18 protein-coding genes are annotated in these 20,335 nt (G+C 63.8%); 2 read left to right on the top strand and 16 right to left on the bottom strand.

The window, feature by feature from the left end; genetic code table 11:
* Positions 1–101 precede the first annotated feature (101 nt).
* Entirely contained in the window at positions 102–1,142 is a 1,041-nt protein-coding gene (locus BM154_RS09450; RefSeq protein WP_074882613.1) for a DUF2157 domain-containing protein, read from the top strand.
* 4 nt (positions 1,143–1,146) lie between these two features.
* Here the strand turns inward: BM154_RS09450 and BM154_RS09445 are convergent, their stop codons facing one another.
* The 8 genes from BM154_RS09445 to bacA all read right to left on the bottom strand — a co-directional run bounded on the left by BM154_RS09445 (position 1,147) and on the right by bacA (position 12,171).
* Entirely contained in the window at positions 1,147–1,833 is a 687-nt protein-coding gene (locus BM154_RS09445; RefSeq protein WP_074882612.1) for a phospholipase D-like domain-containing protein, read from the bottom strand.
* A gap of 2 nt (positions 1,834–1,835) precedes the next feature.
* Positions 1,836–2,414 (bottom strand): rhomboid family intramembrane serine protease, encoded by a 579-nt coding sequence (locus BM154_RS09440; RefSeq protein ID WP_139225425.1) that lies wholly within the window; start codon positions 2,412–2,414, stop codon positions 1,836–1,838.
* On the bottom strand, positions 2,411–7,645 hold the full coding sequence (locus BM154_RS09435) for a DNA repair ATPase (RefSeq protein WP_074882611.1): 5,235 nt from the start codon (positions 7,643–7,645) through the stop codon (positions 2,411–2,413). Before BM154_RS09435 ends, BM154_RS09440 begins: the two co-directional genes overlap by 4 nt.
* 75 nt (positions 7,646–7,720) lie before the next feature.
* Positions 7,721–7,948 (bottom strand): hypothetical protein, encoded by a 228-nt coding sequence (locus tag BM154_RS09430; RefSeq protein WP_074882610.1) that lies wholly within the window; start codon positions 7,946–7,948, stop codon positions 7,721–7,723.
* A gap of 111 nt (positions 7,949–8,059) precedes the next feature.
* Positions 8,060–10,111 (bottom strand): flotillin family protein, encoded by a 2,052-nt coding sequence (locus BM154_RS09425; protein WP_074882609.1) that lies wholly within the window; start codon positions 10,109–10,111, stop codon positions 8,060–8,062.
* 38 nt (positions 10,112–10,149) lie between these two features.
* Positions 10,150–10,776 carry an OB-fold-containig protein gene (locus BM154_RS09420; protein ID WP_074882608.1) on the bottom strand — a complete coding sequence of 209 codons (627 nt, stop codon included), beginning with the start codon at positions 10,774–10,776 and terminating at the stop codon, positions 10,150–10,152.
* Between the two features lie 72 nt (positions 10,777–10,848).
* Entirely contained in the window at positions 10,849–11,544 is a 696-nt protein-coding gene (locus BM154_RS09415) for a PspA/IM30 family protein (RefSeq protein WP_074882607.1), read from the bottom strand.
* A 12-nt stretch (positions 11,545–11,556) separates the two neighbouring features.
* Positions 11,557–12,171 (bottom strand): biofilm formation regulator BacA, encoded by a 615-nt coding sequence (gene bacA / locus BM154_RS09410; protein WP_013790160.1) that lies wholly within the window; start codon positions 12,169–12,171, stop codon positions 11,557–11,559.
* A gap of 264 nt (positions 12,172–12,435) precedes the next feature.
* Between bacA and BM154_RS09405 the strand changes: the two genes are divergently transcribed.
* Complete coding sequence (locus BM154_RS09405) at positions 12,436–13,158, top strand: endonuclease (RefSeq protein ID WP_074882606.1); 723 nt, start codon at positions 12,436–12,438, stop codon at positions 13,156–13,158.
* Positions 13,159–13,340: 182 nt separating this feature from the next.
* Here the strand turns inward: BM154_RS09405 and thrC are convergent, their stop codons facing one another.
* From thrC to rimM, 8 genes are all read right to left on the bottom strand, one after another.
* Positions 13,341–14,750, bottom strand: a complete 1,410-nt coding sequence (thrC, locus tag BM154_RS09400) for a threonine synthase (protein WP_074882605.1) — start codon at positions 14,748–14,750, stop codon at positions 13,341–13,343.
* A 60-nt stretch (positions 14,751–14,810) separates the two neighbouring features.
* On the bottom strand, positions 14,811–16,115 hold the full coding sequence (locus BM154_RS09395) for a homoserine dehydrogenase (protein WP_074882604.1): 1,305 nt from the start codon (positions 16,113–16,115) through the stop codon (positions 14,811–14,813).
* A gap of 103 nt (positions 16,116–16,218) precedes the next feature.
* Positions 16,219–16,944 (bottom strand): thioredoxin fold domain-containing protein, encoded by a 726-nt coding sequence (locus BM154_RS09390; protein WP_074882603.1) that lies wholly within the window; start codon positions 16,942–16,944, stop codon positions 16,219–16,221.
* Between the two features lie 108 nt (positions 16,945–17,052).
* Complete coding sequence (gene xerD / locus BM154_RS09385) at positions 17,053–17,949, bottom strand: site-specific tyrosine recombinase XerD (protein WP_074882602.1); 897 nt, start codon at positions 17,947–17,949, stop codon at positions 17,053–17,055.
* A 51-nt stretch (positions 17,950–18,000) separates the two neighbouring features.
* Positions 18,001–18,408: an acyl-CoA thioesterase gene (locus tag BM154_RS09380; protein WP_074882601.1), complete on the bottom strand. Its 408-nt coding sequence runs from the start codon at positions 18,406–18,408 to the stop codon at positions 18,001–18,003.
* A 234-nt stretch (positions 18,409–18,642) separates the two neighbouring features.
* A complete protein-coding gene (rplS, locus tag BM154_RS09375; RefSeq protein ID WP_074882600.1) occupies positions 18,643–18,993 on the bottom strand; it encodes a 50S ribosomal protein L19 in 351 nt (116 codons plus the stop codon).
* Between the two features lie 41 nt (positions 18,994–19,034).
* A complete protein-coding gene (trmD, locus tag BM154_RS09370) occupies positions 19,035–19,787 on the bottom strand; it encodes a tRNA (guanosine(37)-N1)-methyltransferase TrmD (protein WP_074882599.1) in 753 nt (250 codons plus the stop codon).
* Positions 19,788–19,792: 5 nt separating this feature from the next.
* The gene (gene rimM / locus BM154_RS09365; RefSeq protein WP_074882598.1) at positions 19,793–20,329 is read right to left on the bottom strand and encodes a ribosome maturation factor RimM; all 537 of its coding nucleotides are present in this window, start codon (positions 20,327–20,329) and stop codon (positions 19,793–19,795) included.
* Positions 20,330–20,335 lie beyond the last annotated feature (6 nt).

The following is a 20,335-nucleotide window of genomic DNA, read 5'->3' as shown; positions in this document are numbered from 1 at the left end:
GACAACGCCAGGCGCAGCGCCTGGCCAACCGCCCCGCTTGATCATCCAGCGCCCTGTTATGGCAACGCCCGACAGGGCGTTGCCATAACAGGGATTCGTTCATGACACTCAAGATCGACAGCAGCGACCTGCAGCGTGCCGTACAGGCCGGCGTTCTGCAGCCGGGCCAGGATCAGGCGCTGCTGGATTTTCTGCGCCAGGCGCCTAGCGAACGCCCCAGCTTCCAGCTCTCGCACATCGCCTATTACTTTGGCGCGCTGCTGATCATGGGCGCCATGGGCTGGCTGATGACCGAAGCCTGGATGAGCATCGGCGACGCGGCGCTGCTGGTGATCAGTTCGGCCTACCTGCTGCTGTTCCTGCTCGGCGGGCGCAGCCTGTGGCAGCGTGGCCAGGCGATTCCCGGCGGCCTGCTGGGCGCGGTGGCAGTGAGCCTCACACCGCTGGTGGTGTTCGCCGGGCAACGGCTGTTCGGCATCTGGCCCATGGACGACGCCCAGTCGGACTACGTCGACTACTACCGCTACGTCCAGGGTGGCTGGCTGGTGATGGAAGTGGCGACCGTGCTGGTCGGCCTGCTGGTACTGCGCCTGCTGCCCTTCCCGTTCATCGTCATGCCGATCGCCGTGGCGTTGTGGTTCATGTCGATGGATCTGAGCGAACTGCTGCATGGTGAATATTTCAGCTGGGAGCAGCGCCGCGAGGTGTCGCTGTGGTTCGGCCTGCTGATCCTGCTCGCCAGCCTGCTGGTGGACGGGCGCAGCAAACAGGATTTCGCCTTCTGGGGTTATCTGGCCGGGCTGACCGCCTTCTGGGGCGGCCTGAGCCTGATGGACAGCGGCAGCGAGTTTGGCAAGCTGCTGTACTGCCTGATCAACCTGGGCCTGATCGGCCTTGCGGTGCTGCTGCGCCGCCCGCTGTTCATGGTCTTCGGCGCCCTGGGCGTAGCCGGCTATCTCGGCTACCTGGCCCACGACGTGTTCGAGGATTCGCTGCTGTTCCCGGTGGTGGTCAGCCTGATCGGCCTCGGCGTGATGGGCCTTGGCCTGCTCTACCAGAAGCGCCGGGAGGCCATGAGCAACGCCCTGCGTCGTCAGCTACCCGCCGGCCTGCTGGCGTTTCTACCAGCGCTGCGCCGTTGAGCGATCAACTGGGGCGGTAGCGCGCCCAAAGCATCTCGAACTCGCGGCGGTATTCGGCGACCAGGTGGGGATCGTCGGTCACCAGCAGGTTCTCCTCGTTGCTGGTGCTGGCGCTGCGCGTCCAGTTGAAGCTGCCGTTGAGCAGCAGGCGGCCATCGAACAGCGCGAACTTGTGGTGCATGTGAAACGGGCTGTTGTCGATGCGCAGCGGCACGCCGGCATCGATCAGTTGCTGGATGTCGCTACCGACGTCGAAGCGCTTTTCGCTGTCGCTGATGATGCGCACGGCAAGGCCGCGGCGGTGCACCGCGATCAGCTCGTCGCTGAGCTGGTCGTCGGAGATGGCGAACACGCACACATCCACCGACTCTTTGGCCTGGCGGCACAGATCGCGGATGCGCTGGCGGCAGCTTTCGCCAGGGCTGAAATGCGCACTGCTCTGGCCACGTATCGGTGAGCAGCGCACCTCCAACGTCTTGATCACCTGCTCCAGCCATTTCAGGGCCGACACGGCGTTGTCCGGGTCGGTGATCAGTTCGCGCACCAGATCGAAGGCGCGGTTGCGCATGTAGCGCACCTGGTCGGGCGTCAGGTCGTTGCCCAGTTCGCGCAGCTCGTCGCGCTCCTCGTTGCTGAGCCTGAGGTCGGCTAGGCTGTCACGCAGGTGTTGATCGAGGCGATTGAAGTCCATTTTTAACCCTGTCGAGTCCGTTTTCGAGTGCGACGTTTCTGGCCGCCGCGTTGCCATGAGGCGTACAGGCCGCCGCACAGTGCGCCGGCCAGGTGGTATTCGAACGAAACGCCCTGCTGGGGCAGCAGGCCGTAGAAAAAACCGCCGTACAGCACCAGAGCCAGGGCCGCCAACAGCAGGTCGGCAAGGCTGCGGCGAAACCAGGCGCGGCCCAGCAACAGCCCCCACAAACCGAACAGCCAGCCGCTGGAGCCGACATGGATGCCGGTGCGCCCGAACAGCCAGACCAGCACGCCACTGACGACGATGATGAACAGGCTGGCGCGGATGAATTCGCCCCGCGACTCCAGCAGCGCCAGGGCGCCCAGCACCATGAAGCCGCTGAGGTTGCCGAACAGGTGCAGCCAGCTGCCGTGCAACCAGGGCGCCAGGGCGATGCCCGGCAACGCCTGCACCTCGCGCGGGATCAGCCCGAAGCGATTGAGGCTGTAACCATCCAGGCTGTTGATCAGCTGCAGCACGACCATCAGCGCGGCGATGCCGAACAGCAGCTTCAGGCGTGGTAACAGCCAGAGCGTCACGGCGTCTCGCCACCCTGCCCCATCATTCGGGCGATCTCCCGCAGCTGTTGGGCCATGTCGCCCATGCGCTTGTGGGTGCCCAGGTCGATGTCGATCTTCTTGTCCATGGCATTGATCAGCGGCACCACGCCATCCTGCAGGCCATCAGCGAGCCGTTCGAGCAGCGCCTGCACGCCAGGCTGCGGTTGCGCCTGCACGGCCACCTCCACCTTCGGCTGCACTTCGCGCAGACGCTCGAGGCCAGCCAGCAGCTCCTGCCAGGGCACGGCGGCAGGCGCTGGTGCAGCCGGCTCGCTGCGAGCCAGGCCGCGCACGCCCTCGACCAGGTCATTGAGCTGCGCCACCACACGGGCGCCGACGTCCGAGTCGCTGCCGCCCATGGCCTTGTTGCGCATGAAGTCGCGCTTGATCTGCGTCCAGCGCTCCAGTTGCTCGGGCGTCTGGTTGCCACGCAGTTCGGCGAGCTTGAGCAGGTTTTCCTCGGCGCCGGTGGTAAGTAGCTGCGACTCGCCCTGGTAGTGGTCGGCGATCAGTTGCAGCAGCTCGGCGTCATTCATTACCGAGCTGATCTTCTCGGCCATCTTGTTCATGTTGCGGTAGCTGCCCTGCAACTTGAACGGTGGCTCGGTGCGGTAGCTGTCGGCCTGGGCGGCACTGACGATGTATTGCTGGTTGACCCGGCCGACCACGTCGCGCACCTGCATCAGGCGCTGCAGAGTGGCGACGATTTCGTTGATCTCGGCGCCGCTGTAGCTGTGCGACAGCTCGTTGGCGGAGAATGGCTTGCCTTCGGCCTTGGCGACGAAGCGGTAGACGTCGGCCATGTCGCGGGTAGCCAGCGGCGTCAGCACCGGGCTGGAAGTCAGGCTGTTCTCGATGTAGGACAGCGCGAAGGCTTCCTGCATGCCGCCCAGGGTGTCGCCCAGGTTGTAGATGTCGGCACGGTTGGCGAGCATGTCGGGGATCTTGAACACATCACCTGACTCGGTGTACGGGTTGCCGCTCATCACCACGCAGAACTTCTTGCCGCGCATGTCGTAGGTCTTGGTCTTGCCCTTCCACACGCCCTCGATGCGCCGCGTACCGTCGCACAGGGAGATGAATTTCTGCAGGAATTCCGGGTGGGTGTGCTGGATGTCATCGACATAGAGCATCACGTTGTTGCCCATTTCCAGCGCCAGATTGAGCTTTTCCAGCTCCTGGCGCGAGGTGGCATCCGGCGCCTGGGCCGGGTCGATGGAGCGCACCTCGTGGCCGAGGGCCGGGCCGTTGATCTTCATGAAGATCAGGCCCAGGCGATGGGCCACGTACTCCATCAGCGTGGTCTTGCCGTAGCCGGGCGGCGAGATCAGCATCAACAGGCCCATCAGGTCGGTGCGCTTGTTCTCGCCGGCGGTGCCCATCTGCTTGGCCAGGTTGTCGCCGATAAAGCCCAGGTACACGTCGTTGATCAGCTTGTTGCGCACGAACGACGACAGCGGCCGCGGCTTGAACTCGCTCAGGCGCAGCGCCGTGCGCTCGCGGTTGACCACCTCCTGGCGCAGGCTCTGGTAACGCTGCAGCTCGGGCAGGAAGGTCTCGCGGTGGTGGCGCAGACGCTGGAAGAAATCGTGCAGGGCAAAATTCAGGGTGCCGTCCTGAATGCGCGGGTGATCACCGAGCAGCCCCTCGACGCGCACCTGCAGGTCCGCCTCGGTGACCCGCAGCGACAGGTCGCTGTCGATCAGCCCAAGGGCCACGGCCTCCGGCACATAGGCGTCGAGGTGCTCCTGGCCCTGCTGCGCACAATAGGCCTGCAGCCAGTTCTCGGCCAGCGCCCAGCGCTGCTCCGGGCGGCCGCGCAGACGTTCCTGTGCCTGCAGGTAGCCCTCCCACATATGGGCGGCTTCCAGATGCTGACGCAGGCCATCGAACAGGTCGCGGGCGTACTTGCTGACCACGAACTCGATGCGCGGCGCGGCCAGCTCCTCGACCAGGTATTCGGCGGCCTCACGCTGCAGGGCCGGCTCGAAGGGCATAGGGTGGCGGGCCAGAAAGCTCTGCAGCGCCTTGAGCACTTCGCCCTGCAACTGGCGGATGCCATCGTCGCGACCGAACAGTTGGCGGATGTTGGCACAGGTGCGCGCCCGCTCCGGCCAGTGGGCGGCGTCCATGTCTTCGCGCCAGCGGCTCCAGAAGAACAGCGCCAGGCCACGCGCTCGTGGTGAATAGGTGAGCAGGCCGGCCGCCTCGCGCAGCGCCAGCAAGCGCAGCAGGATGGCCATGGCGTCCTGGTCGTGGATGCCTTTCTGGTAACCCTCCTTGTAACGCGGCGCGGCGAACTCGCGAATACGCTTGAGCAGCTCATCCGGCTGGCTCATGTGCGCTTTGAGCTGATCCAGGCTCAGGCCATCGGTAGTGCGTACCGCGGCGTCGAGCACCAGCCCCGCCAGGTATTCGCCGCGATACAGCGCGGCCGATTCGGACTCCAGGCTCACCTGCCAGTAATCGCGCAGGCCCTCGAGCTGGGCATCGTGCAGTGGCTCGAGGAAGTCGGTGCCGGTCAGGTGCAGGAACAAGCCGTCGCCACGCGGCAACAGGGTCAGGTCGAGTTCCTGGGTGTTGACCGCAAAACGGTGGCGCGGCCCCAGCTTGATGACGTCGCCACCGGCCTCGAACAGTTCGCTCTTGTCGCGCAGCGCACGCACCGCCTGATCACGGGCGGCCTTGAGGCGCGCTTCGACGTCATCGGCCTTGACGCTGTCCTTGAGCTCGCGCAGGCGCTCGGCCAGCTCACGCAGCTTGAGAATCAGCGGGTCGGCGGCGAAAAAGGCGTTGAGTTCCTGGGCCTCGGTAAACTTGGCGGTACGCCGGCCGAGGCTGTCGAGAATCCGCCGCGCGGCGTCGAGCAGGCCCTGGGCCTTGCGCTGGCGTTCGTCGAGCAGGCTCTGCTTGTGCGCCTCGAAGGTTTCCAGCAACTCCTCGCGCTTGGCCAGGATGTCACCGAGAAACTGCTCGTGATCGCCGAACTGGCTCTCCAGCTCCTCGAGCTGCACCAGCAGGCGCGACAGCTGCTCGTCGCAGCGCTCGGGATCCTGGGCCAGCGCCAGGGCGTTGGTGATGCTCTGGCTGAACAGCTTGAACTGGGCACCGAACTGCGCAACGGTTTCCGCCGATCCCAGGCCCTTGCGGCGCTGCTCGGCGCGGGCCTTGGCCTGGTTGAGCTTGGCGTACACCTCGGAAATGGCATCGACGATACGGGTGCGTTCGGTGGCGTCGTCGATCTGCAACGAGGCCATCAACCCGGAGAGCATGTCCAGGTTGCCGGCCATCTCGTTGAGGCCAGCCAGCGGCTCGGCCAGCTGGGCGACGCTCTCGGCCTTCTGCGCCTGCTCGTCGAAGACCTGCAGATCGTGGTGATAGGGCTGCAGCGCGGCATCGCCGGCGAGAAAGCGCGAGGTGGCTGCGGCAGTCTGCTCGCGAGCCTCGAGCAGCGCGGTTTCCATGGCATCGATGCGCGCCACGTCGATGTAGCGGTAGTCGCGGATGGTCAGCAACTGGCCACGCTGGGCGGTGATCGCATTGAGCGCGTCGACGTATTGCTCGACCTTGTCCCAGGTGTCCGAGCGCACGCTTTCGAGCAGCGCCTTCTGCCGGCTTTCGGCCTCGGCCATGGCCGCGGCGGACTGCTGGCGAATGCTCTCGACCTTCTCGAACTCGTCGAGCACCAGCTCGCCGGTGGCAGCGATTTCGCGCAGCAGCGGCGCCAGCTCGGCGCATTGCGGGTCGCTCAGCCAGTGGTAGATGTCGAACAGCCGGCGGGTGTTCTGGCACAGCAGGCTGTAGCGCGCCACCGACACTTCACGGCTGTCGATCTCGCGGCTGAGGTTGAACAGGTCGGACACCCCGCGCACCAGCTCGGCATTGCCGATGCGCCCGAAGAAGCCGCTACGCGCCGGTTGGCGGGCGGCGTATTCCTCGCTCTCGAACGGTGTCTGCCAGACCTGCATGGGATGGATGCGCGTCGGCTCGTCGCCCTCGGCGGAGAAGATCACCATGCGCCCGTCTTCCAGGCGCGCATAGCCGTGGCCGAAGATCGGGTTCTGCAACTGGCGGGTGACCATGTTGTAGGTCAGCAGCACCGCCCGGCCTTCGCCCGGGTGGTAGAAGATGTACTGCACGTCCTCGCCGTTGGGCGAACGCACCGAGCGCTTGAAGCGCATGCCGGCCATCGACTGCTCGAAGGTCTTGTGCTCGCCGTTCTGCAGGTAGTAACCGCCGGGAAAGATGATGCCGTGGTCTTCGGGCAACTGTACGCAGGCCAAACCGATGGCATCGATGCGCTCGACCTTGCGGGTCAGGCGGTTGAACACCAGGTAGCGCCACTGCTCCTCTCGGTACGGCAGCACCTTGAGCAGGATCAGGCTGCCCAAGGCGGCGTATTCGATCTGCGCATCGTCCAGCGACTGGGTCTTGTCCATCACCTCTTCGCGGTAGATGCCCTGGCCGCTCTCGGTGTTGTTCTCGACCTTGATGGTCAGGTCGCCGCCGACCGTCTCGACGAACACCGTGTCGAGGATGTTCAGGTGCGGATGGCGGCCGTTGACCGTCATCTCGCGGGTGGTTTTCTGCCACTCGAAATCGAAGGGCGCCGGCAGCGCGATATCGCGCTCGCCACGGTTGTCGATGTAACGCACGTCCTTGCCGTCGAGCGACAGCGACCAGCGGAACACGCGGATGTCGGTGATCCGCTCGCCGATCTGGAAGCTGGCCAGCAGCTTGCCGTCGCGGATCGCCAGCTGCAGCAGGCGGGTGTTCTTGTAGTAGGTGTAGAGCTCGTTGAAGTCGTTGACGAAGCCGCTCTGGCTCAGAAAGGTGCCGTCCAGGGCGACCGCTTCGGCTTCAAAGCCCTCGCTGCCCTCGACCAGGCGATAGAGGGAGAATACATCGGCAACCGCGGTTTCCTTCTTCAGGCCCATGAACACGTTGTAGCCGAACAGCAGCCAGTCGCCGACCTGCACGATGTCGCGGGCGATGCAGTTGTTCTCGGTACGGATGCGCACCCGGCCAATGACTTCCATCTGGCTGCTGCCGAACTCCTGCAAGCGCTGCTCGTTGAGCGCTTCGGTGCCCTGTCGCAGGCGCAATCCCTGCTCCTGCAGGCGCTTGTGCAGCACCTCATAGGCGCCGCCTTCGGCTACGGCCTTGTCGAGAATGTCCTGCTGGGTGTTTTCGGCCTGGGCGTCCGACATCATGGTCTTCCTGAATCTGCGCGGTCTGCAAGCAAGGCCCCGTCATGCACGGGGCCGACACGAATGAGGCGGTGCTCAGGCACCGATCTTGCGGGCGATCTCGGCGAGTTTCTCGCGCATCGCGGGGTCGAGCTCATCGGGTTTGATGCGCGTCAGCACGCGGATCTCGTCGTCATCGATCACGCCATCGCGCTCGGCGATATCCAGCAGCGAGCCCAGCTCGGCGGCGTCCAGGCGGCCGTCATCGGCAAAGCACTGGATGCTGCGAAAGGTCATTTCCAGGTGATCTCTAGATTGCGACATGCCACTTTCCTTGTAGTTGGGGCAGGCCTGATGGCCTGAAAGCGCGGGCGCGGCCCGCACCGAATCGCATTACAGGCGCCAGCCGACGTGGCTGGCACCTGGCACCGTCGCTTACACCGCGTCGCTGTCGCTCACCGCAGCCGGCTTGGCCTCGGCGGCGCGGCCCTGCAGCAGACGCGCGAGCACGTCCTGCACCACCGGGCTCTTGCCGACCACGCCTTCGATGGCCTTGCCCACCGACAGGGACTTGGCGAACGAGTTGAAGAAGTCGCCTTCGCCACCGACGATCTCGATCTTCGCCTTGGCCAGCGCGGTGGCCAGCACCTCGGCCTGATCCTTGGCGATTTCCTTGTTGGCGGCGATGGCGGCCATGGCCTCCTCGAAGCTCTTCTCCAGCTGCATGCGGAACTCTTCGTGCTGGCGCGCGTTGTCGCTGAGCGCATCCAGGGCACCGAACTTCTTGCCCAGGCCTTCGGCCTCGGCGTTCAGACGCTCCAGCAGCACCTGCGCCTCGGCCATACCCAGATCCTGGGTCGCCTTGGCCTTGGCCACACCAAGCTGCTCTTCGCCGCGCGCCTGGGCGCCGAGCTTTTCCTCCAGCACCTTGGCATCGGCCAGGCCATCCTTTTCCTTGGCGGCGGCCTGCGCTTCGGTCACGCGTGCCTGGGCCAGGCCCTTCTCCTGCTCGCCCTTGGCTTCGGCGATCAGGCGCTCAGCCTGCACGCGGGCCTCGGCGAGACCTTCCTTCTCCTTGGCCGCGGCGGTGACTTCACGCACCCGCGCATCGGCCAGGCCAGGCGCGGCGCGCTCGGCTTCGATACCTTCGGCCAGCTTCTTCTTGGCCTCGGCGCTCTTGGCTGCGGCTTCCAGTTCGGCCTGGGCGAGGTTGTTGATTTCCACCGCCTTGTGCTTGGAACGGGTTTCGTCGGCTTCGGCCTGCTTGACCTGGCGCACCAGCTCCTGCTCGGCTTCGGCCTGGGCATTGAGCACGGTGACCTGCTTGAGGCGCTCGGCTTCGGAGACTTCGCGCACTTCCTTGATGCGTTCTTCTTCCTGGGCCACGGTCTTCTCCACCGCGACGCGCTCGCGCACCACGCTGGCGATGTTCTTGCGCTCTTCTTCCAGCGCCTTTTCCTTCTCGATGCGCTGCAGCTCGACTTCACGCTCGCGAGCCACCACTTCTAGGTCCTTGGCGCGGGTGACCTTCTCCACTTCGATGACCACGGCGCGCTGGCGGTTCTGCTGGGCCACTTCCACTTCGCGCTGGTGATTCTCGGCGCGGATGTCCAGCTCCTGCTGGGTCTGGATACGCGCCTGTTCGGCCTTGAGGCGTTCCTCTTCGCGCACCTTGAGGGTTTCCGCTTCCTCGCGGGCGCGAATGGTTTCCACTTCACGCTTCTGGCGAGCTTCGGCATCGGCCTGCTGGCGCTCGAGGGCCAGGGTCGCCTCGCGGGTTTCGACGTTCTTCTTCTTGATCGCCAGCTCCTCGTTGCGCTCCAGGTCATTGGTGATGACGTTCTGCGCCGCGGTCAGCTCGGTGATCTTGCGGATACCCTCGGCATCGAGGATGTTGCTCGGATCCAGGGAAGCCTTGGAGGTCTGCTCCAGGTAGTCGATGGCCACGTCTTCGAGCACGTAACCATTGAGGTCGTTGCCGATCACCTCGACGATGCGGTCGCGAAACTCCTGGCGGTTCTCGAACAGCTGGACGAAATCGAACTGCTTGCCGACGGTCTTCAGGGCTTCGGAGAATTTGGCGTTGAACAGTTCGTTGACCGCCGCACGGTCGGAAGCGCGCTCCACGCCGATGGCCTTGGCCACCTTGAGCACGTCTTCCTGGGTCTCGTTGACGCGCAGGTAGAAGGCCACGGTGATGTCGGCGCGCATGTTGTCGCGGCAGATCAGCCCGTCCTTGGCCCGGCGGTCGACCTCCAGGGTGATCAGGGAGATCTTCATGAACTCCTTGAGGTGGATGACCGGGTAGACCAGCGCACCGGTGAAATGCACCTTGGGCGTGGACGACATGTCGTTGACGATCAGCGCGGTGCCCTGGGGAACCTTGATGTAGAAGGCCTTGAACAGCGCCAGCAGGCCGACGATCAGCAGGACGACCAGGCCGACCCCGACCAGCACGGGGATCAGCGACGGGGGAAGGTTGTACATTGCACTCAATCTCCTTTGAGACAAACGGAACCGCTGGCTCAGATGCCGCGGAACTCATCCTCGGTTATCACCCGGTAGGCATGCTGCGCCTCCAGGTATTCCAGTAAAACGACACGGTCACCGCGCTTGAAACCCAGCTGCTCGTCGGCGCGCACGCGCAGGATCAGCCCGGCACCGCCGTCTTCCAGTACGGCCTCGCCATGGCTGGCGGTCACCCGGCCGCTGCGTACCACCGCGGTCTGGCCGAGTACGCTCTTGCTGCTGGTCACTTCCAGCTTGAGAAACAGCGGGCGCAGCGGCGCACACAGCAGGCGGGTGGGCGCTACGGCGAGCATCAACGCCAGCACGGCAATTACCACGCCCAGCGGATAACGCAGCCAGTCCAGCGGCAACAGGCTGAGCAGCCAGAGGTCGATGAAGTAGCTGATGAACCAGGCGAAGAAAGACAGCAGCGTCAGCACCAGGGTCAGCGGGATGTCACGCAGCTTGAGTTTGGACAGGAGCGCTGCCGCCGGGCCTTCCAGTGCGGAATCGGCTTCGACGTCGAGCACATCGATCTCGATCAGGCCAAACGCGACGATGACCCAGTACACCACCGCCAGGCACAGCAGGAAGCTGAAGATGACCGTGGGAAAAGCCAGCGAGACCTGCAGGAAGATTTCCATGATTTCCTATCCCTGAAAACCTGGCGGAGCCTGCTGGCTCCGCCATTCATGACGCATCGTAGCCAGCCCCTGTCAGGGCTTGGCCTTGTCCTTGAGGCGCGCCAGCACGCTGTCGGCACTGCTCTTGTCGGCGACGATACCGGCAGCGCGCAGCTTGGCATCCAGCGATTCTTCGAGGTTGGACGCCTCGGCCAGCTCGGCCGCCGCTTCCATCTTCGCCGCCCGTTCGGCCTGCTGCTGCTTGATGCGCTCCAGCGACTCGACCGCGGTGTGCAGCTTGGCCTGGGAGCCGCCATAACGCTGGGCCACGGCCATCTGCGCCTTCTGCACGCTTTCAGTGGCCTTGACGGTATCGACCTGCTGCTTCAGGCGCTTGATATTGGCTTCCGCCTGGCTGACCGCCGCGCGCAGCTGGGCCACGCTGGCCGCATAGGCGTCGGCCTGCTCACGCTCGCTGCCCAGCTCGACCTCCAGGTTGGCGATCTTGCCGGCCACTTCGGCGGCCAGGTCGTCCTTGCCGGTCTCCAGCGCCTTGACCGCGTACTGCTCATACTCGGCAATCTTGGCGGCAGACTTGCTGGCGCGCTCGGCGGCCAGTTTCTGCTTGGCCATGATCTCGGCCAGTGCCTCCTTGGATTTGCGCAGCTCGGCATCGGCGTCGCGGATTTCCTGATCGAGGATACGCAGGGCCTGGCCATCGACCAGCACCTCACCCATTTCATTGGCACCGCCGCGCAGCGCCGTCAGCAATTTGCTCCACACGTTCATGGGCATGTCTCCTTATGCACTGGCCTTGAGAAAGTCTTCGTAGGCTTCGGTGGCCTTGATGACGTTGTCCGCCAGCGTTTCGATCTCCAACACCACATTAGGCAGGATCGACGAGGCGCTGAGCGCACCGAACATGGTGTAACAGGCCTGACCGTCAGGCAGGGTTTCGAGCCCCACGCAGGACAGTGGGAACAGCTTGTGGCTGCGCAGCACTTCCTCGTTGAAGGCGGCGGTATCGCGCACGTCGCTGGCCGGCCAGAGCAACGCCTCGACCACGATCTGGTCGCCGAACACGGCGATGAACAGTGGCAGATCGCCGTATTCCTTCATGGTCACGTGCAGACTGGCGTCGGCACCCTGGATCAGCTCGACGGCCGCGCGGCCATCGGCAAACGGCTCTGTCGCCGACAGCGCATCGAACAACGTTTGTGCAGTCCAAACCTGAGGCATGCTCACCCCCTCCTCCATTGAAGCCAGCTCCGGCTGGGGCTGGCGCAGTTTCCTTTCGACCGCCGAGAGCCGCTGGGCATGCTCGGGCAGAATCCACACCTCCTTCTTCACCAGCCCTTGCTCACGCAGGCGCTGACGGAAAAGACGCTGGTAGTGCGCAGATGATTTGTTTTCCATGAAACTCAGACTAGATCATCACATGTGATAACTCAATACATCACATGTAATTTTATGAAAGACATCGTTTGAGCGCTTTTTTGCAGAACCGCAGAAGGGGCTGACGACAGAGGCCAGCCCATGAACTCTAACGAGAAGCGGCAGAGTTGTCCGCCAACTGCATCGCAGTGGCGACAGCTCGCCCCGTAGATAGACGCCATCAATGGGCCAGCCTTGGCAAACCGCGGCGAGCCGGTATGATGCGGCACTTTTTAGGAAAGCCGCATGCCGCTTCGCAGCCTTCTCGCACTGCTGTGCCTCTCCCTCTGCTCGTCGCTGTTCGCCGCCCCACCGCAAAGTTTCAGCCAGGCCAAGAAGATCGGCTGGACACTCTACGAGCGCCAGTCGGTGGAGTTCTACTGCGGCTGCAGCTTCAAGGGTAACCGCGTCGACCTGAAAAGCTGCGGCTACACGCCACGCAAGAACGCCAACCGCGCCGCGCGTATCGAATGGGAGCATATCGTCCCGGCCTGGCAGATCGGCCATCAACGCCAATGCTGGCAGCACGGCGGGCGCAAGAACTGCAGCAAGAACGACAGTGTCTACCGCCGCGCCGAAGCCGATCTGCACAACCTGGTGCCGGCGATTGGCGAGGTCAATGGCGACCGCAGCAACTACGACTTCGGCTGGCTGCCGCAAAAGCCCAGTCAGTATGGCGCCTGCCCCACGGTGGTGGACTTCAAGGCGCGCAAGGTGATGCCGCGCAAGGAAGTGCGCGGCATGATCGCCCGCACCTACCTGTACATGAGCGATCGCTACCAGCTGCGCCTGTCGAAACAGAACCGCCAACTGTTCAATGCCTGGAACAAGACCTACCCCGCCGAACACTGGGAGCGCCAGCGCAACCAGCTGGTCGGCTGCGTTATGGGCTGGGGCAACCCCTACGTCGGCCAGCTCGACAAGCGGCTTTGCCGGCAGGCGCCGGTGGCGGCGATCAATACGCGGTAAAGCCCGACAAGGCCACAAATTAGAGCGGCTATTTGTCGGAGCGCCATGCGCGCGAAATCGCGGGCATGGACCGGGCGTCCCTGCCCGCTCCCACAAGTGACTCGGCACCAGCCCACGACGCCCCTTAAAAACAAAAGGCCGGCACCTCTCGGTGACCGGCCTTTCAAGTTGCAGCCTGTCGTTTACAGCGGCTTGCCGCGATTACCGTGCGCGGCAACGAATTGCTGCACGGTGGCCAGGTCATTGGCCAGCACGGTGCAGCGCTCGTCACGCTCGAACAGATCGGCCAGGTGCGCCGGCAGGGCTGGCGACAGGTTCACGGCGGACTTCTCGATGGCCTCCGGGAACTTGACCGGGTGGGCGGTGCCCAGCACCACCATCGGTACAGCCAGGCTGCGCCGGCACTCGCGCGCGGCCCGTACACCGATGGCAGTGTGCGGGTCGAGCAGCTCGCCGGTAGCCGCATACACCTCGGCGATGGTCTGGCAGGTCTGCTCATCGCTCACGGCGAGCGAGTCGAACAACTTGCGTGCCTCGGTCCAGCGGTCGTCTTCGACGGTGAAGCCGCCGGTCTGGCGGAACTCGGTCATCAGCGCGGCGATCGACGGGCCGTTGCGACCGTGCAGGTCGAACAGCAGGCGCTCGAAGTTCGACGACACCATGATGTCCATGGACGGCGACAGGGTCGGGTACAGGTCGCCCTTGGCGTACTGATTGCCGCTCATGAAGCGGTGCAGGATGTCGTTGCGGTTGGTAGCGACGATCAGCTGGCTGACCGGCAGGCCCATGTTGCGCGCCAGGTACCCGGCGAAGATGTCGCCGAAGTTGCCGGTCGGCACCGAGAAGGCCACCGAACGCGCCGGCCCGCCCAGCTGCAGGGCAGCATGGAAGTAGTAGACGATCTGAGCCATGATCCGCGCCCAGTTGATCGAGTTGACCGCCACCAGGCGCGTGCCCTTGAGGAAGCCCTGATCGGCGAAGCTGGCCTTGACCATCTCCTGGCAGTCGTCGAAGTTGCCCTCGATGGCGATGTTATGGATGTTGTCGCCGAGGATGGTGGTCATCTGCCGGCGCTGCACCTCGGACACCCGGTTGTGCGGATGCATGATGAAGATGTCGACGTTGTCGCAGGCCTTGCAGCCTTCGATGGCCGCCGAGCCGGTATCACCACTGGTGGCGCCCATGATCACCACGCGCTCGTTGCGCTTGGCCAGCACGTAATCGAGCAGGCGGCCGAGCAGCTGCAGGGCGAAATCCTTGAACGCCAGGGTCGGGCCATGGAACAGCTCGAGCACCCACTCATTGCCGTTCAGCTGACGCAGTGGCGCCACGGCCGAGTGCTCGAACACGCCATAGGTGTCTTCGAGGATCTGCTTGAAGTCGGCATCCGGGATGCTGCCAGTGACGAACGGGCGCATCACCCGGAAGGCCAGTTCGTGGTACGGCAGGCCGGACCAGGAGGCGATTTCTTCCTGGGTGAAGCGCGGCAGGTTTTCTGGCACGTACAGGCCGCCATCCGTGGCCAGGCCAGCCAGCAGGACGTCTTCGAAATTGAGGGCCGGTGCCTGGCCGCGGGTGCTGATATAGCGCATGGTCTGCAAACCTTCGGTTTGGGGCGCCACGCCGCGAACGGGTCGCGGCGCGCGACTGAATTAGCTGAGTTGTTCGACGCGGATGCGCACCACATTGCCGACGACGTCGGCCAGCGCTTCCAGGGCAGAGATGGCGTCGTTCATGCGCTGCTCGGCAACGCGATGGGTGACCAGGATCATCGGCACCAAGCCGTCCTGCTCCTCGACTTCCTTCTGCATGATCGATTCGATGTTGATGCCGCGCTCCGAGAGAATGCTCGCCACCTGGGCCAGCACACCAGGGCGATCCTTGGCATGGATGCGCAGGTAGTAGGCGCTTTCGCAATCGGTGATCGGCAGGATCGGGTGATCGGACAGCGAATCGGGCTGGAACGCCAGGTGCGGTACGCGGTTGGTCGGGTCAGTGGTCAGTGCGCGCACCACGTCGACCAGGTCGGCCACCACCGCCGAGGCGGTGGCTTCCATGCCGGCACCGGCGCCGTAGAACAGCGTGCTGCCAGCGGCATCGCCATTGACCATCACCGCGTTCATCACGCCGTTGACGTTGGCGATCAGGCGATCGGCCGGGATCAGCGTCGGGTGCACGCGCAGCTCGATGCCGGCGTCGGTACGCCGCGCCACACCCAGATGCTTGATGCGGTAGCCCAGCGCCTCGGCGTAGTTGACGTCGGCGGTAGTCAGCTTGGTGATGCCTTCGGTGTAGGCCTTGTCGAACTGCAGCGGAATGCCAAAGGCGATGGAAGCCAGGATGGTCAGCTTGTGGGCGGCATCGATACCTTCTACGTCGAAGGTAGGGTCGGCTTCGGCGTAACCCAGCGCCTGGGCTTCGGCCAGCACGTCTTCGAAGGTGCGACCCTTCTCGCGCATCTCGCTGAGGATGAAGTTGCCGGTGCCGTTGATGATGCCCGCCAGCCAGTTGATACGGTTGGCCGACAGGCCTTCACGGATCGCCTTGATCACTGGAATTCCACCAGCCACCGCCGCCTCGAACGCGACGATCACGCCCTTCTCGCGGGCGCGGGCAAAGATCTCGTTGCCGTGCACGGCGATCAGCGCCTTGTTGGCGGTGACCACGTGCTTGCCGTTGTCGATGGCCTTGAGCACCAGCTCACGGGCGACGCTGTAGCCGCCGATGAGCTCCACGACGATATCGATCTCGGGGTTGCTGGCTACCGCGAAGACATCGTCGGTCATGGTAATGCCGGTCGACTGGTACTGGGGCTTTGGGGTACGGGTGGCAATCTGCGCCACCTCGATGCCACGCCCGGCACGACGCGCGATTTCCTCGGCGTTGCGCTTGAGCACATTCACGGTACCGCCACCGACGGTACCCAGCCCACAGATGCCTACTTTGACCGGATTCACACTAGACTCCCAACTGCACTGCGTAAAACGGCCGACGCGGGCGCCGGCCGTGGAAAAGAGCCGCACATTACGAAGCGGCTGCCTGATAGTCAATCAAGCCGGATCACTTGGCCTCCAGGGCCAGTTTCGCCAGCTGCGCCGCCGGCTGATAGCCAGGGATCATCTTGCCGTTTTCCAGAATGATCGCCGGCGTGCCATTGACGCCGATCATCTGCCCAAGCTGATATTGCTGGGCAACCGGATTGTCGCAGGAAGCCTGAGCAATCGATTCGCGGGCCTTGGCCTTGTTCATCGCCGCCTGGCGGTCCTTCGAGCACCACACGCTGGCCAGGTCCTTGGCGCCCTTGCTGCCCATGCCCTGGCGCGGGAAGGCCAGGTAACGCACCTCGACGCCGAGCTTGTTCAGCTCGCCCACTTCGCTGTGCAGTTTCTGGCAGTAAGCGCAGTCGGTATCGGTGAACACCGTGATGTGGGTCTTGGGCTCCTTGGGCGCGAACACCACCATGTCCTTGGCAGGAATGGCGTTGATCTGCTTGGCAATGGCTTTGCCTTCTTCAGCCTCGGTCAGGTTGATGGCCTGGCCGTCCTTGAACTGGAACAGGTAGCCCTGCATCACGAATTGGCCATCGGCACTGGCATACAACTGACGCCCACCCTTGAGCTGCACCTGGTAGACGCCGGGCATCGGGCTTTCAGCGATAGCCTCGATCGGCAGATCGGGCTGGATCGACAGCAGGTTCTTGCGGATCGCCTGATCCGGGTCGGCAGCATGGCCGAGAGTACTGACCAGACCAAGGGCCATGGCCGCGAAAATGCGGGTCACACGCATGGATACTCCTATCGAGCGACGGGGTGACGAGGGAAGCACAGAGACTAACATAACCAGGGCACCTGACTGCGGGCGGCAGACGCAAAGCGTGAACCGGCGCCGGCCAATTCAGCCACGCGGATGGTGCTGGGCATGCAGCGCCTGCAAGCGAGCGCGCGCGACATGGGTGTAGATCTGCGTGGTGGACAGGTCGCTGTGGCCGAGCAGCATCTGCACCACGCGCAAATCCGCACCATGGTTGAGCAGATGGGTGGCGAAGGCATGGCGCAGGGTGTGTGGCGACAGCGACTTGGCGATGCCCGCTACCCTGGCCTGGTGCTTGATGCGATGCCAGAAGGTCTGCCGGGTCATCTGCTCGCCGCGCAGGCTGGGAAACAGCACGTCCGCAGGCCGCCCCGCCAGCAGCGCCGGCCGCGCCTCGCGGCAATAGCGCTCGACCCAGCCGATGGCCTCCTCGCCCATCGGCACCAGGCGCTCCTTGCTGCCCTTGCCGAATACCCGCAGCACGCCCTGACGCAGGTTGACCTGTTCGAGGGTCAGGCCGATCAGCTCACTGACCCGCAGCCCACAGGCGTACAGCACCTCGAGCATGGCGCGATCACGCAGACCGATGGGGTCATCCAGATCCGGCGCCGCCAACAGCGCCTCGACATCGGCCTCGGACAGCGACTTGGGCAGCGGCCGGCCAAGTTGCGGCATGTCGACCTGCAGCGTGGGGTCGGTATCGATCACCCCCTCGCGCAGCAGAAAGCGGTAGAAACCGCGCATCCCGGAAATCAGCCGCGCCGTGGAGCGCGCCTTGTAACCTTCGTTCATGCGCCAGGCCAGGTGATCGAGCAGCACTTCGCGGCCGACCGATTGCAACTCGACGCCACGGGCCTGCAGCCAGCCATTGAGCAACGCCAGGTCACTGCGATAGGCCGACTGGGTATGGGTGGAAAGCCCCTTCTCAAGCCACAGGGCCTCGATGAAACGCTCGATCAGCGGATGGTCGACAGCGGACATAGGTTCAGTTCTGCTCTGCCAATATGTTCACGAGGCTACTCAGGGGGATGCTCAATAGCCAGGCAACACCGCCACCGGCTTGCCGTCCTCGCCCATGGCGACGAAGCTGAACGCGCCCTGGATGGCCAGCTCACGGCCTGCGCCGTACATGTCTTCGACGAAGACATCGACCTGCACCTTCATGCTGGTATTGCCAACCGTACTCACCCGGCCGACCAATTCGACGATGGTGCCAGCCGGAATCGGATGATTGAAGTCGATACGATCCGATGACACGGTCACCAACGGCAACCGACAGAAACGCGTGGCGGCGATGAACGACACCTCGTCCATCCAGGCCATGGCTGTACCGCCGAACAGCGTGTTGTGATGATTGGTGGTCGGTGGGAAGACCGCCTTGGCCACGCGGGTTTCGGATAGCTCGATACGCCGCTGGATTTCCTGCTCTCGGGTTGTCATCACTAGCACCTGCTCACGATCTTGGCGGCCTCAGGGGATACGAAACCGCGCTCATGGGGATAGCCTCGACAAGGCACAAGCCGTCATCGGCACCCGGCTGGCAGGCGCTGCGCAGGCCCGTAATGTCGCGCCCATGGCGCTCACTGGCAAAAGCAATACCACTGCCCGCCGCCTCGCCAAACGCCAGAAACGAAAAAAGCAGCCGAGGCTGCTTTTTTCGTGGGGAAAGCTGGATTAAACCAGTTTTTCCTTGATGCGTGCTGCCTTGCCGGACAGGTCGCGGAGGTAGTACAGCTTGGCCTTGCGAACGTCACCACGACGCTTGACTGCCAGGCTGTCAACCAGCGGGCTGTAGGTCTGGAAAGTACGCTCAACGCCAACGCCGCTGGAGATCTTGCGCACGGTGAAGGCGCTGTTCAGACCACGGTTACGCTTGGCGATTACTACACCTTCGAACGCCTGCAGACGCTGACGGTCACCTTCCTTTACTTTTACCTGGACGATTACGGTGTCGCCCGGGGCAAAGGTCGGGATCTCTTTGCTCATCTGCTCAGCTTCGATCTGCTGAATGATTTTGTTGGTCATGCTGCGCTCCTAAGACGGGCCGTCAGGCCGGCCATCGATATTTAGTTATCGTCCCGCTGGCGGATGTATTCCTCCAGCAGCTTTTTCTCTTCTCCAGAAAGCGAGCGGCTATCCAGAAGATCGACACGGCGTTCCCAGGTGCGTCCCAGGGACTGCTGCAAACGCCAGCGCCGGATGTGTTCATGGTTGCCGCCAAGCAGCACCTCAGGAACACGTTTATCCGCATACACCTCCGGACGGGTGTAGTGCGGGCAGTCGAGCAAGCCATCCGTGAAGGAGTCTTCCTCGGCCGAATCTGCATGACCCAATGCACCAGGCAAAAGGCGCGTTACCGCATCGATCAGCACCATGGCCGGCAGCTCACCGCCGGACAGGACGTAGTCGCCGATCGACCATTCCTCGTCGACGTGGGTTTCGATGAAACGCTCGTCGACGCCTTCGTAGCGGCCGGCGATAAGGATCAAACGCTCCTCCTTCGCCAGCTCGCGTACCGCCGCCTGGGTCAGCGGGCGACCCTGTGGCGAGAGGTAGATCACCTTCGCCTGGCCGCCGCTGGCCTGCCTGGCATCGGCCAGGGCATTCTCAAGCGGCTTGATCTTCATCACCATGCCAGGACCGCCACCGAAGGGGCGGTCGTCAACCGTGTGATGACGATCCGTGGTGTAACTGCGTGGGTTCCAGCAGGTCAGCTGCAACAGCTCCTGCCTCACCGCACGGCTGGTAATGCCGTAATCGCCGATGGCGGCGAACATTTCCGGGAACAGCGTAATGACATCGACGCGCAAGCTCGGCATGGCGTTTAGAAGTCCGCATCCCAGTCGACCTGCATCTCGCCAGCTTCGAGATTGATCGACAGCACGCAATGCTGCGTATACGGCAGCAGGCGCTCTCGGTCATCGAGGCTGTCAGCGCAAGGCTTGACCACCATCACATCGTTGGCACCGGTCTCGAACAGATGATCGACCTTGCCGAGCAATTGCCCTGCCTGATCAACGACCTTGAGACCCTCCAGCTGGTACCAGTAGAACTCGCCGTCATCGAGCTCCGGCAGCTGGCTGCGGGGAACGCAGATCTCGAAGCCCGCGTAGGTACGCGCCACTTCACGATCATCGAGCCCCTTCAGCCTGGCGACCAGAACCTTGCCCTGCAAGCGTCCACCAGCCAGTTCAACCTGTTTCACCTCGCCATCGCGCCGCAGCGTCCAGCGAGGGTAATCGAGCACGTTATCCACAGGGTCGGTAAAGGAAAACACCTTCACCTCACCCTTGACGCCATGCACCGAGACAATCTTGCCAAGAACCATCAAGTCCTCGGCGGGAGCTGGCGTCGTGCTCATAAAGTG

The sequence above is a fragment of the Phytopseudomonas argentinensis genome (assembly GCF_900113905.1).
Lineage (GTDB): Bacteria > Pseudomonadota > Gammaproteobacteria > Pseudomonadales > Pseudomonadaceae > Aquipseudomonas > Aquipseudomonas argentinensis.
This window is presented reverse-complemented; position numbering and strand designations above follow the sequence as displayed.

Excerpts from the sequence above, each read along its gene's own strand:
- BM154_RS09405 (WP_074882606.1), top strand. The coding sequence starts at position 12,436 with ATGCCGCTTCGCAGCCTTCTCGCACTGCTGTGCCTCTCCCTCTGCTCG.
- BM154_RS09450 (WP_074882613.1), top strand. The coding sequence starts at position 102 with ATGACACTCAAGATCGACAGCAGCGACCTGCAGCGTGCCGTACAGGCC.
- BM154_RS09380 (WP_074882601.1), bottom strand. The coding sequence starts at position 18,408 with ATGACAACCCGAGAGCAGGAAATCCAGCGGCGTATCGAGCTATCCGAA.
- trmD (WP_074882599.1), bottom strand. The coding sequence starts at position 19,787 with ATGCCGAGCTTGCGCGTCGATGTCATTACGCTGTTCCCGGAAATGTTC.
- thrC (WP_074882605.1), bottom strand. The coding sequence starts at position 14,750 with ATGCGCTATATCAGCACCCGCGGCCAGGCACCGGCCCTCAATTTCGAA.
- bacA (WP_013790160.1), bottom strand. The coding sequence starts at position 12,171 with ATGGAAAACAAATCATCTGCGCACTACCAGCGTCTTTTCCGTCAGCGC.
- BM154_RS09430 (WP_074882610.1), bottom strand. The coding sequence starts at position 7,948 with ATGTCGCAATCTAGAGATCACCTGGAAATGACCTTTCGCAGCATCCAG.
- BM154_RS09435 (WP_074882611.1), bottom strand. The coding sequence starts at position 7,645 with ATGTCGGACGCCCAGGCCGAAAACACCCAGCAGGACATTCTCGACAAG.
- BM154_RS09415 (WP_074882607.1), bottom strand. The coding sequence starts at position 11,544 with ATGAACGTGTGGAGCAAATTGCTGACGGCGCTGCGCGGCGGTGCCAAT.
- rimM (WP_074882598.1), bottom strand. The coding sequence starts at position 20,329 with ATGAGCACGACGCCAGCTCCCGCCGAGGACTTGATGGTTCTTGGCAAG.
- xerD (WP_074882602.1), bottom strand. The coding sequence starts at position 17,949 with ATGTCCGCTGTCGACCATCCGCTGATCGAGCGTTTCATCGAGGCCCTG.
- BM154_RS09390 (WP_074882603.1), bottom strand. The coding sequence starts at position 16,944 with ATGCGTGTGACCCGCATTTTCGCGGCCATGGCCCTTGGTCTGGTCAGT.
- BM154_RS09425 (WP_074882609.1), bottom strand. The coding sequence starts at position 10,111 with ATGTACAACCTTCCCCCGTCGCTGATCCCCGTGCTGGTCGGGGTCGGC.
- rplS (WP_074882600.1), bottom strand. The coding sequence starts at position 18,993 with ATGACCAACAAAATCATTCAGCAGATCGAAGCTGAGCAGATGAGCAAA.
- BM154_RS09445 (WP_074882612.1), bottom strand. The coding sequence starts at position 1,833 with ATGGACTTCAATCGCCTCGATCAACACCTGCGTGACAGCCTAGCCGAC.
- BM154_RS09420 (WP_074882608.1), bottom strand. The coding sequence starts at position 10,776 with ATGGAAATCTTCCTGCAGGTCTCGCTGGCTTTTCCCACGGTCATCTTC.